The following is a 14,868-nucleotide window of genomic DNA, read 5'->3' on the forward strand; positions in this document are numbered from 1 at the left end:
CACAAGATTTTGCGTTTGCCCACAATCCAGGCACTAGCTGTTGTCACTCGGTCCTTGACCTTAAGAATTCGTTTACATTAGTTTCTCATCATTGCGATGTGCGTAGTCGGGAGCCTAACCAGGCGCTCCGGTCATCCAAAACCACCAGTATCCAGCGTACCGCTCCAGGTCTTTGACCCCAAAGCCGGGAGACGGGTTTTGTTGTGCCGAGATCCAGGCGCATGTCGTGACAAACCTGTTGATGACCACTATATATAGTGGATAGAAACACAAGATACGCTACATACAGGCTCGAAGCCTGTAACTTACAGGGCGGCATCCGAACTCAGAGGCAGGCGGCCACGCCACGTCGGATGTGATGCGGTCAAGCCCGGTTCGGGGGAACCGGCGGTATTTTAAAAGGGGACTTGAGAAGATGCGGATCGAGCGGCGCTATACCAAGGAAGGTCAATCGCCTTACGCCAGCGTTGAATTCCGGAACGCTACCAGCGAAATCCGGAATCCGGACGGATCCATCGTGTTCCGCCTTGAGAACATTCAGGTCCCGGCCCAGTTTTCGCAGGTCGCGTCCGACATTCTGGCACAGAAATATTTCCGCAAGGCCGGTGTGCCCGCCAAGCTGAAGGCCGTCGAGGAAAACACGGTTCCGTCCTGGCTTTGGCGCCATGAGGCCGACGAAGCCGCTCTGGCTGACTTGCCTGAGGACGAGCGTTACGGTTCTGAAATCGATGGCCGCCAGGTCTTCGACCGCCTCGCCGGCACCTGGACCTACTGGGGTTGGAAAGGCGGTTATTTCGACAAGGAATCTGACGCCCAGGCGTTCTATGACGAACTGCGATACATGCTGGCGACCCAGAAGGTGGCGCCGAACTCCCCGCAGTGGTTCAACACCGGCCTGCATTGGGCCTATGGCATCGATGGCCCGGGTCAGGGTCACTTCTATGTCGACTTCCAGACCGGCAAGCTGGTGAAGTCCAAGAGCGCCTATGAACACCCGCAGCCGCATGCCTGCTTCATCCAGTCCGTCGGCGACGACCTGGTAAACGAAGGCGGTATCATGGACCTTTGGGTTCGCGAAGCGCGCCTGTTCAAATACGGCTCCGGCACCGGCTCCAACTTCTCTCACGTCCGTGCAGAAGGCGAGCGTCTGTCCGGCGGCGGCAAGTCCTCCGGTCTGATGAGCTTCCTGAAGATCGGCGACCGGGCAGCTGGCGCGATCAAGTCCGGCGGCACCACCCGCCGCGCAGCCAAGATGGTAGTGGTCGATGTCGACCATCCGGATATCGAGGAATACATCAACTGGAAGGTCAAGGAAGAACAGAAGGTGGCAGCCCTCGTCACCGGCTCCAAGATCTGCCAGAAGCACCTCGGTGCGATCATGCGCGCCTGCGTCAACTGCGAGGCGGACAACGGCGACTGCTTCGATCCGGCCAAGAACCCGGCCCTGAAGCGTGAAATCCGTGCCGCCAAGAAGATGATGGTGCCGGAAAACTACATCCAGCGCGTCATCCAGTTTGCAAAGCAGGGCTTCACCAAGATCGAATTCCCGACCTTCAACACGGACTGGGATTCCGAAGCCTATCTGACGGTTGCCGGCCAGAACTCCAACAACTCGGTGCGCGTGACCGACGGCTTCCTGAACGCCGTTGTCGAAGACAGCACCTGGGACCTGACGGCCCGCCGCTCCGGTGACGTTCTGAAGACCGTCAAGGCGAAGGAACTTTGGGAACAGATCGGCTATGCCGCGTGGGCCTCCGCCGATCCGGGCTTGCAGTACCACACCACGATCAACGACTGGCACACCTGCCTAGCCGATGGCGAGATCCGCGCGTCCAATCCGTGCTCGGAATACATGTTCCTGGACGACACGGCCTGTAACCTGGCATCCCTGAACCTGATGCAATTCCGCAGGGAAGACCGGTCCTTCGACATCGACAACTACGAACATGCCGTCCGTCTGTGGACCATTGTTCTGGAAATATCGGTGTTGATGGCTCAGTTCCCATCCAAGGAAATTGCCGAACTGTCCTACAAGTTCCGCACCCTGGGCCTTGGCTATGCCAACATCGGCGGCCTGCTGATGACCTCCGGCATTCCCTATGACAGCGACGAAGGCCGTGCGCTTTGCGGTGCCCTCACCGCGGTCATGACCGGTGTGGCCTACGCCACTTCCGCGGAAATGGCCGGCGAACTCGGTGCTTTCCCCGGTTACAAGAAAAACGCAAATCACATGCTGCGTGTGATGCGCAACCATCGCCGCGCTGCCTATGGCGAAGCTACAGGCTACGAAGACCTGAACACGGCACCGGTCGCGCTCGACCACGCGTCCTGCCCGGACAAGGTCTTGATCAAACGCGCCCAGAAGGCCTGGGACCGCGCGCTGGAACTCGGTGAAAAGAACGGTTACCGCAACGCCCAGTCCACCGTGATTGCGCCAACCGGAACGATCGGTCTGGTCATGGACTGCGACACCACCGGCATCGAGCCTGATTTCGCCCTGGTGAAGTTCAAGAAGCTGGCCGGCGGTGGCTACTTCAAGATCATCAACCGCGCCGTTCCTGAAGCCCTGCGCAAGCTCGGTTACACCGAAAGCGAGATTGGCGAGATCGAAGCCTACGCCGTTGGCCATGGCTCCATCGATCAGGCACCGGGTGTCAACCCGTCGGCTCTGAAGACCAAGGGCTTCACCGAAGAGAGCCTGACCAAGCTGAAGGACGGCATGAAGTCGGCCTTTGACATCAAGTTCGTCTTCAATCGCTGGACCCTCGGCGACGAGCAGATGAAGGCCCTCGGCGTTACCGACGAGCAGCTGGAAGATCCGGAGTTCGATCTCCTGACCTTCCTCGGCTACTCCAAGGCCGACATCGAAGCCGCCAACACCCACGTGTGTGGTGCGATGACCCTGGAAGGTGCTCCGTTCCTGAAGGAAGAGCATTATCCGGTCTTCGACTGCGCCAACCCGTGCGGACGTATCGGCAAGCGCTTCCTGTCGGTTGAAAGCCACATCCGCATGATGGCTGCTGCCCAGCCGTTCATCTCCGGTGCGATCTCCAAGACGATCAACATGCCGAACGATGCAACGGTCGAGGACTGCAAGGAAGCCTACATGCTGTCCTGGAAGCTCGCTCTCAAGGCGAACGCCCTTTACCGCGACGGCTCCAAACTGTCTCAGCCGCTCAACTCCCAGCTTCTGGCCGATGAGGACGAAGACGAGGATGAAGCCATCGAGGCGCTGGCCGCCAAGCCGCTGGCTGCCAAGGCCGAGGTGGTTGCCGAACGCATCGTCGAGCGGATCGTTGAGCGTGTCGTCCGTGAACAGGAAAAACTGCCGACCCGTCGCAAGGGTTACACCCAGAAGGCAAAGATCGGTGGTCACACCATCTTCCTGCGGACCGGCGAATATGACGACGGCCGTCTCGGTGAAATCTTCCTCGACATGAACAAGGAAGGGTCTGCACTTCGGGCGTTCATCAACAACTTCGCGATCTCGGTTTCTCTTGGCCTGCAGTACGGTGTGCCGCTCGAGGAATATGTCGACGCGTTCACCTTCACCAAGTTCGAACCGGCCGGCATGGTCCAAGGCAACGACGCCATCAAGAACGCGACGTCGATCCTCGACTATGTGTTCCGCGAACTGGCGGTCTCCTATCTCGGTCGTCACGACCTCGCCCACGTCCCGCCGGAAGCCTTCAGCGGCCCGGTAAGCGCCGGTGCGGTCAAGACCATGGACAAGGGCAGCTCGGGTGGTGTGGTATCTCACGGCCTGGTTCGCGGCCAGACCGAGCGCTTCCGCCTCGTCTCCGGCAACGAGCCGTCCGGTGAGATCACCGAAGCGGTGAAAGTGGAACTGGGCACAACAATCGCCGCCCAGACCTCCGCCGTCGCAACGGCTTTCGCCCGCGGTTCGGAAGCAGCTGCCGCTGTCGAAGTGACTTCGACCCCTGCCCCGCAGGTAAAAACCGCGGCTCAGCAAATCGCCCAGGCCCGGATGAAGGGCTACGAAGGCGAAAGCTGCTCTGAATGCGGCAACTTCACCATGGTGCGCAACGGCACCTGCCTGAAGTGTGACACCTGCGGCTCCACCAGCGGCTGCAGCTAACCATCAACAGGTCTTCGGCCAGCAACGGCCGGAGATCAGAGTTTGATCGGCTTTACAGCTTAGCCGGGAGTTCGCCCAGGCTGGTTCCCACCGGCCACAGCGCGGCTCCCGGCGCCCAGACGAAAGAACCCGCTCATCGGAAACGATCGGGCGGGTTCTGTTGTTGAACAAGCTTTCCCAGCAAGTGGCAGGCGTTTTTCAGAGAGCCATTACGCGTCCAAATTACTTTGATTTCGCTTTTGCCCGCGCTAAGGATTCCCGCCAAGCGGTATCGTCAGGGTCAAAAAGGCCGAGGTTCCCTCCAGACGGTTTTCCGCGGCGAACTCCCGGTAGACCTTTACGCGTGTCGAGACGGGCGTCTGTCCGACCTGAAAATTGTAACCTGCCGTTCCTCCGAGAGCTACGACGCGCCCTTCGAAATCTCCGAGCGAAGCCCCAGGTCCGCTGTCAGCGGTTATCTGGTCGTAGTAGTAGCCGACAAGTCCTGCCGAGAACTGCGGAGAAAACGTCTTGGTGAGCGCCCCTTCGAAGTGGAACTCCGTGCCGGTGGTGTAGTTCGTTGCCGGTTTTCGCCATTGAAGGTGAAACCGGCTACACCGGAAACTTCCCAGCCGCTCTTGGGGTCAAACCAGGTCACCCCGCCGCTTAGGTCCAGCCCCCAGCGGTTGAAGGCGACATTGGCAATCTCACCTTTCTGGTAATCGCCGACCGGCACGTTGACGAGGAAACCCGTCGTCCAGTGCCAATTGCCGTTGTGCCAGCCCAAGGAGGCACCGACAACGGGATCACCGATGGTGAACACCGTGTCGCTGACCGACGCACCGAGAAGACCACCGACGTCAAGCCGGGCGTCGACAGACTGGCCTCCCCAGGGAACCGTCGCCTGTAGTGCAAGATTTCCCCCCAGTATGCTGGTGGGAACCACCCATAGGCCGGTTGCAAGATCGATATAAGCGGTTGCATCGATATTGGCCACGACCTTGCCGCCGATCGGCAGATCGCGGCTGGCCCCGGCTGACCCGGAATAGAAATAGACGTCATTTTGAAAGTAGACACCAGGGCCTGGCAGAACCGCCGCGAAGGGTCCCTTGGACCCCAGCAGATAGAAACCGACGCCGCTTTCAGCCGCAATGACTTCCACAGAAGTGCCCGCGAGAATAGTCAGAGCGAGCAGTGACATTTTCAACCTGAGAGACTGTCTACGGGTTTCGTTGATGCTCGTCTTGCTCACGTCCGCCTCTCCTGCTTCTGACACCTGTCCGAATGATGCTGTTTTGCCTAGTGTATCCAACGGTACTTCATTGTGCAGCCGTGCCCGGCCGTTGGGCTTGCGTCTGGATAGGGTTCTCAACCCGCATTGTTGCCAGACGGCCCGTTTGTCCTTGATGTGTGCTGCTGTCATTTGGCATTTGGCATTTGCGCCAGCGACACATACCCGGTAGCGAAACAATATTATGCAATTTTCCCGGGATATTATCCAGCAACTAAATCCCGGGTGGCTCTAAACCGGCAAGAGTGATCACGTCCTGGACCTGCAAGCGCCGCCTGAGAAGGCCCTTCTGCTAGATCGCCGACTGTATTTACCGAACCGCGATGACTTAAATTTTAGTCCAAAATGCCCAGTCCTGATGGATCAACACATGACCCCACACTGAATGTTTGCAAGTCGAGATTTTGCAATTTGTTTGACGTGTGAGTCCTTAAGGCTATTTCATGGGCATATAGAGTTCTTAAGAAGCTGTGTAATGTTGAAAATGTTCGCAAAAGCTCACTCGGACCCGTCCTGGAGCACGGGCAGCGCTTTTCATCTTGCCTGCCGATCAGCGGAGCCTGGTCTTTCGGACCATGGCCAAAGGTGTACCTGTGCAGGTCCACGGGACGGACAATGATCCTTTTTTCGTTGGCGAAGGCGACATCGATGCCGCTCGCGAGATCGTGGCGACGGCCGAGTAGGCGGTTCTTTTCCTTTACGCTGGGGATCAACACTATTTCGCCGACAGCTCAATTCCGTCATTCGACGCAGATGCTTCGGCTCTGCTCACTCGGCGGGTGCTTGAATTCCTGAAACCCGTCTACCAAACCAGGAGGCAAAACTGCTGAGGCTACTCCTTCTGACACCGGACAGCCTACTGGACGGCAAGGGAACGCTCCGGCCTTTCGCCTGCGAGGCGCTGGATGCAATTGGCCGGATGACGTCTGAAACCGGTTCTCCCCTCGGCTGCATCTTGGTAGCGCGATCTCCTGATGACGCGGCTAAGGTCTTTTCTGCATTAAAGGTCTGCTGTGCGGAAAAACCCCTTCTTCCCGAGGCCCCGTTATTCACGGAAACGGAAAGGCCCGGCGCTGTTGGGCCGATCATGACGAAACTGCAAAAGCGTTTCCCCCTGGATGATCCTTATGAAGACTGTCTGCTGATCGACGCGGCAACCGGCGGAACAGAGGCTGGGCCACCCCCGGAAATACCAAAACTTCTGCTCAAGGCAGCCGAAGCAGACGGGCTGCCGGGGTGGCTGGAACTGCTTGTCGTGCTCGCGCAAAAAACCGGAGAAAGCCGGACGGATAACCTTCAACGATTGTTGCCGCTTCTGGCTGACGCGGAAGGCATCAGCAGTCTCCAGCCTCCCTTGTACGGTCCCGGCCGGATCGAGGTGGCAGGCCAGAGCCTTGTGTCTCTGGATGACGAAGCGCTTGGTTCTCTCTCCGGCCTTAATGTTGACCTTCCCACATTGCTTGTCGTCGATCAGCCTGACGGTCCTCACCCGGTCATTTCCAAACACGTGGCTGAAGACACAATTGAAGAGGCAAAGGCCTATCTTCAAAGCTTGCGAGCCAACGGCCAGCTGGAAGCAGATCTGCTTGAAGCAGGCCAACCACAGGCGGCAGATCCTGGAGCAGGACAGCTGGAGAGCATGGCCTCGCCGCTGCTCGGGCAACCGACCCATTATGTCGAGACGGATGCAACCGGCCGGCGTGTGCTCAGGCGGCGGGGCTTCAACTGATCAAATTGATCGGTTGGACCTTGCAAGGCCCGGCAAACCGTGACATCGGCAGTTGAAGCGTTTGCGAACCAGCTGCCGCTCCTCCCCCGCACCACGCACCGCGTGGCTGACCGCGCCGATGTTGTCTTCTCCCGGCCCGCTGCCCGTCTCTTCGGAAATCTGCCCGGCAGCGTGCAGACTGAATACAAAGCTTTGCACCTCGGCGACGGACTGCTGTACCGTTTCCACCTCCCCCAGCAAGGCGGCATTGCCGTTCTGCTCACCGATCAGAACGTCTTCTTCAACATAGCAGTAAACACCTTCCAGAGAGCTGGAGACATCTCCAAGCGGCACTTTCTGACGTCGCCGAACGGCCGCAATAGGCCGCCCCCCAAGTTGAAGTTGTGTACCGTAGAACTTCTGGCCCGCGCCCTCCCCCATGACTTCCAGCAGACTGCGGCGCGAGGCATGTGTCAGAACGTCCCGGACCGTCTGAACCGCTTCCGTTGGTGGACGGCCGGCCAGCATCACGGTGGGTGACGTCAGTTGCTCGGCGTTCAGCAGAACATTATGAGCAGCAAACCCGTCCTGGATTGCCTGTGCGTTGACACCGGCATTGCGTGTTGCGTCCACAATCAGCATGGAATTGCCGATCGCCTGGAAAAACCGTGGTTTGAGCGGGGCTGTGCGCGCTGCGGCAACCAGCAGCTCTCCAGCAGCTCTTGCCGCTGCCAGCAGTCCCTTTTCGCTAAACACGCCCCGGGACTGATAAATGTTTGACAACGTGTCGTAGAAGCAGCCGCTGAAGATCATGCCAAGCGAATGCACTTCATTGATCAACACGCCCGGACCGCCCGTCACCGGCAAGGAAGCCGGCATGACCCACTGGTGCGTGTTGAGTGCCCGGCGCGGTACGGCTGCGTTGTGATTGGCATCGACCAGCGCGGCAATACCGTGAGACAGGTCCTCGGCGGTGGTCTCGACAAAGTTCCTCTGTCTCAAAAGCGACTGGTCGACAAGTGCCTGCCGGGTTTCCTTGTCCTGAAGCGCGACGAGAATTGCGATGCAGTCGCCGAAGGCTTCATGGAAGGCGCCCTGCTCCACTTGAAAAGATCCCCACAGATCAGGGCGAATTGCATCCAGAAATGCGTGGCCTGCCTCATGCGCGACTACATCCGTGCTTGCCCCGGAGCGGTAACTGACCCCGCCTGCAGCATCCACCTGGAAAAACGACAGGGAGAGCCTGTCGTAGAAAGCGTTGAGTTGGGCCTGTCCCGGTGTCTTGTGTTTCAGCCGCAAGGTCGCGCCGCCTTGCCAGGCTGTCAGAGATGTTCCGTCGACCAGTTCCCACAGATCAACTGCGCGCAGGGCGGCCTCGCGGCACTGCCAGAACAGGAAACCATCGCTGGCTGTGGGATATGTGTCTTCCGGCACGGCGCCCTGATAGACAAACCGGGCCAGACCGTCCGGCCGCTCCGGACGTGGGTCAACGACAACTGCCGGCGGGTGCCCGGCTCTCGGATCATTGGGAATGAAATTGATCGCCATGATATCCTCCTGACACCCGTCACTGTCGAACCTGAGCGGACTTGTCCGTCTCCGCAAACCTGCCAATCTCCCGGGGTGCCAGCTTCTTCAGCCAACGCCCTCGGCCACCCGTCAGGAGTGCCAGTCCGAAGACTGTTTCCAGCGCTGGAGGCAGACGCCATGCCGGAGTCGCAGGCGGGGCGACGCGATCGGCAAAAAGAAAGAGGCCCGTCAGCGCCATCAAGGCGATATGGCCGGTTTCCACTTGCAGAGGCAGGAGCATCCAGGGCCAGCAGGCCAGCACACAGGCATTCCCGGTCCGCATCCCGAACCAGCAGCCATCGGCCTGTGCAGCCAATCCAAAGGCTGCTATCCGTCCTGTTCCGTGGCACCTGTTTCTTGCCCATTGGGCTATCGGAGCCATGCTCCAAACCACCGCGATTCCGGCAGACACGAGCAGATCCAACCAGCCCCCGAGCGATGCCAGAGCAAATGCTATCGGCACAAGCAGCAGGCCTGACAGGATCCAGACACAGAGATAACCGAGCAGAAAGGCGATACTTGTGGCTGCTTTTTGAGACGCATGAACCACGCGGCCGACATAGGAGACATTGGCTGCAACAAGCGGTGCCATCATGGCAACGACCATGAGGATCCAATCCGCCGCAGCCGCCTGGAAGATCTGCCAGACCGGAAGATCCTGCTCAGGCAGGAAAAAGGTTTGCAGGGCATTCAAGCGCCCGCAAAGAGCGGCGACGTTCGACGCGGGTTGCGCAAAACCAAGCAGGAGGTAACTGCACGCGCTCAAGGCCACCAGCCAGGGCATTGCACCCCGGCTGGTCTGTGCGGCAAAGGCTGCCAGCCGCGACATGTCATCTATCCCTGAGACGGTAAATGCTGATCCGGTCGACGGTGATTTCCGAAGTCGATCCGTCCGGCTGAACGAGGCTGACCTCAAGTTCCTGGATCGCAGCGCCAGCACGTGCCTGTATGGCCGCAACCTTGTCGGTAATCTCCACTGTGGACGACAAGCCGTTGCCGGCGTGAGAGCCGTCGGTTGAGCTGGCTTTGCCAAGGCCGAAAAAAACAAGCGTTTCGTTGATCTCGGCATCCGGTATGCCCGGCGCGACAACCCGTACGGACAGGACCCCGCTCGGTGAACTTCCCCGAACACCTTCAACGTTCAGATAAAGCCGCTCCGGTGCCGCCGATGCCGCTGCTGCAAGAGCTGCAACCGGGGCGGCGGCGAGCTTAAGCCGCGCTGTCACGGGACTGGCGGTGACCTGCAGCACCTCGTCGTTTGCCCCTACGAGTGTCGATGTGCCCCGGCCTGTCGGTGTAGTGGCCATAGCAATCCCCACAGTGGGCGTAATGCCCGTTCCATCGATCAGATTATCATAGACCGGCGCCAGGGCTGCGCCCGGCAAGGTGTCTTCGGGCGTGAAGATGGAAATATTCTGTTGTGCATCCGGCATCGCGAACTGGCGCGGAAACGGCCCGTTAAGCCAGGGCCGGCTGGTTTCCTGGGAATTACCACCGCCGGTCATCCAGGCCGCCCACAAACGGTCTATGTTGCAGTGATGTACCCAGAAGATCGGGTCAAGACCGGCAAAATCCGGGTCATACATCCAGCCGGTCGGATTGGGAGGCGTGTTTCCGCCAACCATGACATGAACGAAATTGTGCGGATCACTTTCAACAGCGCCATAGGCATTGCCTTGCTGGTCGAAGCCGCTGATCGGACCGCCGTAACCAAGCGTGCCGGGGATCGACGTATAAACCGTTTGCGTGATTTGCGCGTCGAGTGAGATGTCGACGTTGATCCAGGACTGCGGACCAAGTTTCACGGCTGGACCGCGAGATGCGTTTGCAAGCGGGTTCGGCGTGTTGTCGCCCGGGATGGTGTTGTCCAGGAATTCCTGCGGATAGTCCCGTGACGCGGGATCGGCGCTATTGAGATAGTTCCAGTACGGCAATGCCCAGGTGGCGGGACCACCCTGGCTGACAATCCAATCGGCCAGGATTGCTTCAAACGCGTTCAGATAGCCCCTGTGCCAGGGCAGGAAAAACCAGCCCGCATGCTGACACTGGTTGAACATCAACCGTTGCTCGTCTGCACTTGGAGCAGGTGTGGACGTTGAAATGAGGTTCTGTGCGATCCAGCCCTGCGGGTTGATCCCATGGATAGCCGCAAGGTAAAGCCAGCTTGTCCGATTGCGTAATTCACGTGTGCGCAGTTCACCAACCGCCCGCGCATACCAGAGCATCGTGTCGGACCAGGGTCCGCCCAGCTTGGAAATGTCTTTTCTTATGCCTGCCATTATTTCCTCCCATTGAAAATTCGAGAGAACAGTTACCTGAACGAAGAAAATCGAAAATTTACTTGATTTACTTTTATTACCGTACTGATAGCGGCTGCTTTTCACACAGGCATCTACGTTACCACAAAGCAATCGGAATGTAACTCCTTAGGTTGAATGAATGATTATACAAACTCTTTGCGTGTACAGAGGGTTGTAAAATCCAAACGCCTGTTTCGCCTTCGGCACCGGGCACAGGATCGTCACGGCCCTAGCAGGAGCTGGAACAAAACCCGGCCGGCAATTTGCCGGTCGATGCAGGTCAATGCCTGCAGTCATCGCCCGCAGCTGCCGGTTTCGGCCGCTGCACGAAATCGAGCGCAGCGACAAGGGCAAGGAACAACCCGGTCAGGATCGGGAAAATATCCGAGAAGGACAGCAGGAAGGCTTCACGAGTGCCAATTGCACCGAGAGCACATCCCCCCGACTTTCGGACGGCCGAGTGCAAGTGCGCAACCAAAACAATCCAAGTCAAATATTTTAACAAAACTTCCCTAGAGTAATAAAAGTCTTGCTTTACAGACGACTAGATTGCAGGCAATCTAAAAGCCACAAAAAGAAATATCTTATCGAACACGCAAGTGGACACAGAGCGATTTCGCCTGGCCTTGGTGGAGCTCGCGTTGAAAACGCGTACGAAAATCTGTCTATGTAAAACAGTCACTTTTCGCCAATTCATTATCTCTGCGAAAAATTAGCGCCTAATCTTTGATTTTAGACTGTTTTCGGGTGGTGCGATTTTGTCGCTGCGAGGAAATTCATGCAGGCAGCCGCTGAATACCGAAAGCCCATACGGCTATTCGAAAAATGGGAGAATCGGCAGAAAGTAATACTTTTTGCCGACGTAGTTGGATCTGCGCGGCTGTTTACGACCGCCGACAATGCATCCATAGGAGCTTGGCTCTCCTTTGTCGCCTATCTGAAAGATGACCTTCTGCCGGAACACGATGGCAGGCTCGTGAAGTCATTGGGCGATGGCATTCTGGCTGAAATCGAGCACGCAACGAGTGCGGTCCGATTTGCAATGCGTCTCACCGCGGAACTTGCAAAGATCAACGAGCAACTCCCTGCTGTGAACCGGTTGCAGGTACGCATCGGTATCGACACCGGCGACGTGCTCACCACCGGCGATGACGACATTTATGGCAGCCACGTCAACATTGCCGCCCGTCTCATGTCACTAGCTCGCCCCGGAGAGATTGTTGCCTCCGCCGAGGTCAGGGATGCATTGGCAAGCGAACTCGACGCAGAATTCGAAGATCTTGGTGATTGCCACCTCAAGAATGTCGCCGAGACGGTGCGGGCCTTCAGGGTTCATCCCGTGGGAACCCACCCGAGCATTTTTCCGTTACAGCAACTCGAAGACCTGTTCCCCACCGTCGCGGTTATTCCATTCACGCCACGCAGCAGATCAAGAGACAATTACGTGCTTGGTGAAGTGCTCGCAGAGGAATTGATCGTCGCACTGTCCCGGTCCACGGAACTCAATGTCATTTCCCGCCTGTCGACGACAGGTTTTCGCATGCGGAACATCTCCCTTGCCAAGATCTCGGAAACGCTTCAGGCGGATTTTGTTCTGTCGGGGACCTATAGCGGCGATGAAAACCACGTAATTCTGGACGCGGAACTCGCCGACGCAAAAACCGGTCGCGTGATTTGGTCGGATCGCCTGAGCGAGGAAGTTCCTACCCTCCTTAGCGATTCATCTGTCATTTATCAGTTCGCCAAGGACTGCCACGCGGCAATCTTCCGGAGCGAGGTTCAGCAGGCACTGTCCTGCCCGATGCAGACGCTCGATGCCTATTCTCTTCTCATGAGCGCGATCGGACTGATCTACAGGCTCTCGCGCCACCATTTCGAATACGCCGCCGAACTTCTTGACGAACTGATTCACCGTTCGTCGCGCCAACCCGCAATGGCCCTTGCATGGAAGGCAAAATGGCACGTTCTGGCGGTTCAACAGGGTTGGACGGATTCGCCCGAGCGCGAAAAATCCCTTGCCTTGAACTGCACGCAAACCGCGCTCGACCACGACCCGACAAATGTCACGGCCCTTGTTTCCGAAGGATTTGCCCTCACCAATCTCGCGCACAAGCTCGAAGAAGCTGAACAGCGTTACAACATGGCCCTTGAGTACAATCCGAATTACGCCATGGGCCGCCTGCTGCGCGGCACTCTCTTCGCGTTCAAGGGAGCCGGCGAGGAGGCTGTCAAGGACACGGAACTTGCCCTTCGCCTGTCTCCCATCGATCCCTACAGGTACTTTTTCCTGTCGCTTGCGGCATCCGCCTGCGTTACGGCCGAAAAATATGACCGCGCTCTAGAGTTTGCCAACCAGTCGCTTCGCTCCAACCGCGCGCACACCTCGACGTTGCGTGCCAAGGCTGTCGCGGAAATGCGGCTTGGATACACCGAACTGGCAGCCCGAACCATCAGCGAACTGCGCGAGCGTCAGCCGGATCTGACCGTAAGCCGCTGGCTGAAGAATTCGCCAAGTGCGCAGTTTCAGGTCGGGAAGGACTTCGCCGAAACCCTAAGGCAAGCCGGACTGCCCCCCTGAGAATGAAGCGGGACCGGCCAATCGAAAAAGTAGGGAGAGTTAGTCATGACACTTAGGGAAACAGCACATCCGGAAGGCGGTTTCGGAGGCTTCGGCGGATTCGGGGGATTTGGCGGCTTCGGAGGTTTCGGGGGATTTGGCGGGTTTGGTGGGTTTGGTGGGTTTGGTGGGTTTGGCGGCGCTCCTTCCTTCGATGCCCCGCTGATTGTAAACGCGCTGATCACCAATCACGATGGCATTGCCGGAACCTGGCAGACTGTTACGGCCGCCATCCAGGAGAACTGCCCGGAATATGATGCCTTTCTCGGTCGTCTCTCTCCGGAAGTCCGGCAAAGCATTTACGCACTTGAACTGGCATCGAGGCTCGGCTTCACCTTCAAGTTCGAGGGAACGTGCTCCGGAACGGCTCAGGTATGGCACCTGAATGTGACCAGCAACCCTGACGGAACCGATACGCCGCTCGCGGCTTATGCCATGCTCGCCAGGATGTCTCGCCCAACTATCGCGATCTTCAAGAAGCAGCTCGATCTCGTGGCAAATTATGCAGACCTGCGGCAGGATCGAGCTGCGGAAATTATCGCCCAACTCAGCACACCTGTTGAATTTCTGCGGTCAATCGCATTCATCGCGCCGGCTCGAACGCCATATACGATCGAGCTGCTGGCAACTGCGCAGGGTCTCGCCAACCTGGTGGAGATGCGGATCAAGTATGCCCTGGCCTGCAAGCGTCCGATTGAATTCTCCCCGCAGATCCAGCCGATGATCCTGACGCCCACGCACGGCACGCTGCCGAGCGGTCATTCAACGGAATCCTTTACGCTGGCGCGGGTCCTTTGGCTCCTCCTGAGGGATGCCGGTGTCGTACCTTATGATGACACCATCTGGGGCAAGATGTTCATGCGTCAGGCCTCGCGCATCGCGGTAAACCGCACCGTTGCGGGTGTACATTTTCCGGTCGACAGCGAGGCCGGCGCAATTCTCGGGCTTACACTCGGCGCCTATTTCGCGGGTCGGTGCCAGGGTTCCAATGAAATCAAGGGATGGGCCTTCCACGGCGACCAGTATCCTGACAGCCGGGACTTCGACTGGACGCAGCTTTATGATCCGGCAACCCACACGCAGAAAGACCCGGGAGCCTGGGCCGACGAAACCATAACGTCGCTCACCGGCACGACCATTCAATCCAAGCCACTGGCCTGGCTATGGAACCGCGCAAAGCAGGAATGGCTGGACCTGAGGGAACCCTGTGCCGGTGGCAGCAGCGGCGGCGGAACACCCGAGGATGGTGGTGATGGTGTCTCGCCTTCCGAAAACGACGGCTCGTGATCGCATAGCAAAGTCGAA

Annotated in this window: 7 protein-coding genes and 2 pseudogenes; 5 read left to right on the forward strand and 4 right to left on the reverse strand. The window is 58.2% G+C overall.

Annotated features, from left to right (window positions below; all coding sequences use genetic code 11):
* The first annotated feature begins 415 nt into the window (after window positions 1-415).
* Window positions 416-4,099 (forward strand): vitamin B12-dependent ribonucleotide reductase, encoded by a 3,684-nt coding sequence (locus tag ACYQ54_RS01115; protein WP_460078554.1) that lies wholly within the window; start codon window positions 416-418, stop codon window positions 4,097-4,099.
* A 248-nt stretch (window positions 4,100-4,347) separates the two neighbouring features.
* On the opposite strand, the pseudogene ACYQ54_RS01120 reads toward ACYQ54_RS01115, so the two are convergent.
* Window positions 4,348-5,501: pseudogene (locus tag ACYQ54_RS01120) on the reverse strand (SphA family protein).
* Between the two features lie 356 nt (window positions 5,502-5,857).
* Between ACYQ54_RS01120 and ACYQ54_RS01125 the strand changes: the two are divergent.
* Window positions 5,858-6,199: pseudogene (locus tag ACYQ54_RS01125) on the forward strand (dienelactone hydrolase family protein); the annotation flags it as partial.
* A gap of 257 nt (window positions 6,200-6,456) precedes the next feature.
* The gene (locus tag ACYQ54_RS01130; RefSeq protein ID WP_460078555.1) at window positions 6,457-7,098 is read left to right on the forward strand and encodes a hypothetical protein; all 642 of its coding nucleotides are present in this window, start codon (window positions 6,457-6,459) and stop codon (window positions 7,096-7,098) included.
* Here ACYQ54_RS01130 and ACYQ54_RS01135 read toward each other — a convergent pair whose 3' ends face one another.
* The 3 genes from ACYQ54_RS01135 to ACYQ54_RS01145 are packed head-to-tail and all read right to left on the reverse strand — an operon-like array spanning window position 7,099 to window position 10,925.
* Window positions 7,099-8,625: a gluzincin family metallopeptidase gene (locus ACYQ54_RS01135; RefSeq protein ID WP_460078557.1), complete on the reverse strand. Its 1,527-nt coding sequence runs from the start codon at window positions 8,623-8,625 to the stop codon at window positions 7,099-7,101.
* Window positions 8,626-8,644: 19 nt separating this feature from the next.
* Window positions 8,645-9,475: a copper chaperone gene (locus ACYQ54_RS01140; protein WP_460078558.1), complete on the reverse strand. Its 831-nt coding sequence runs from the start codon at window positions 9,473-9,475 to the stop codon at window positions 8,645-8,647.
* 1 nt (window position 9,476) lies between these two features.
* Window positions 9,477-10,925, reverse strand: a complete 1,449-nt coding sequence (locus tag ACYQ54_RS01145) for a tyrosinase family protein (protein WP_460078559.1) — start codon at window positions 10,923-10,925, stop codon at window positions 9,477-9,479.
* A gap of 799 nt (window positions 10,926-11,724) precedes the next feature.
* Here ACYQ54_RS01145 and ACYQ54_RS01150 point away from each other — a divergent pair.
* Window positions 11,725-13,524, forward strand: a complete 1,800-nt coding sequence (locus ACYQ54_RS01150) for an adenylate/guanylate cyclase domain-containing protein (protein WP_460078560.1) — start codon at window positions 11,725-11,727, stop codon at window positions 13,522-13,524.
* A 45-nt stretch (window positions 13,525-13,569) separates the two neighbouring features.
* Window positions 13,570-14,850: a phosphatase PAP2 family protein gene (locus tag ACYQ54_RS01155; RefSeq protein ID WP_460078562.1), complete on the forward strand. Its 1,281-nt coding sequence runs from the start codon at window positions 13,570-13,572 to the stop codon at window positions 14,848-14,850.
* Window positions 14,851-14,868: the final 18 nt, after the last annotated feature.

The sequence above is a fragment of the Roseibium sp. LAB1 genome (assembly GCF_054658235.1).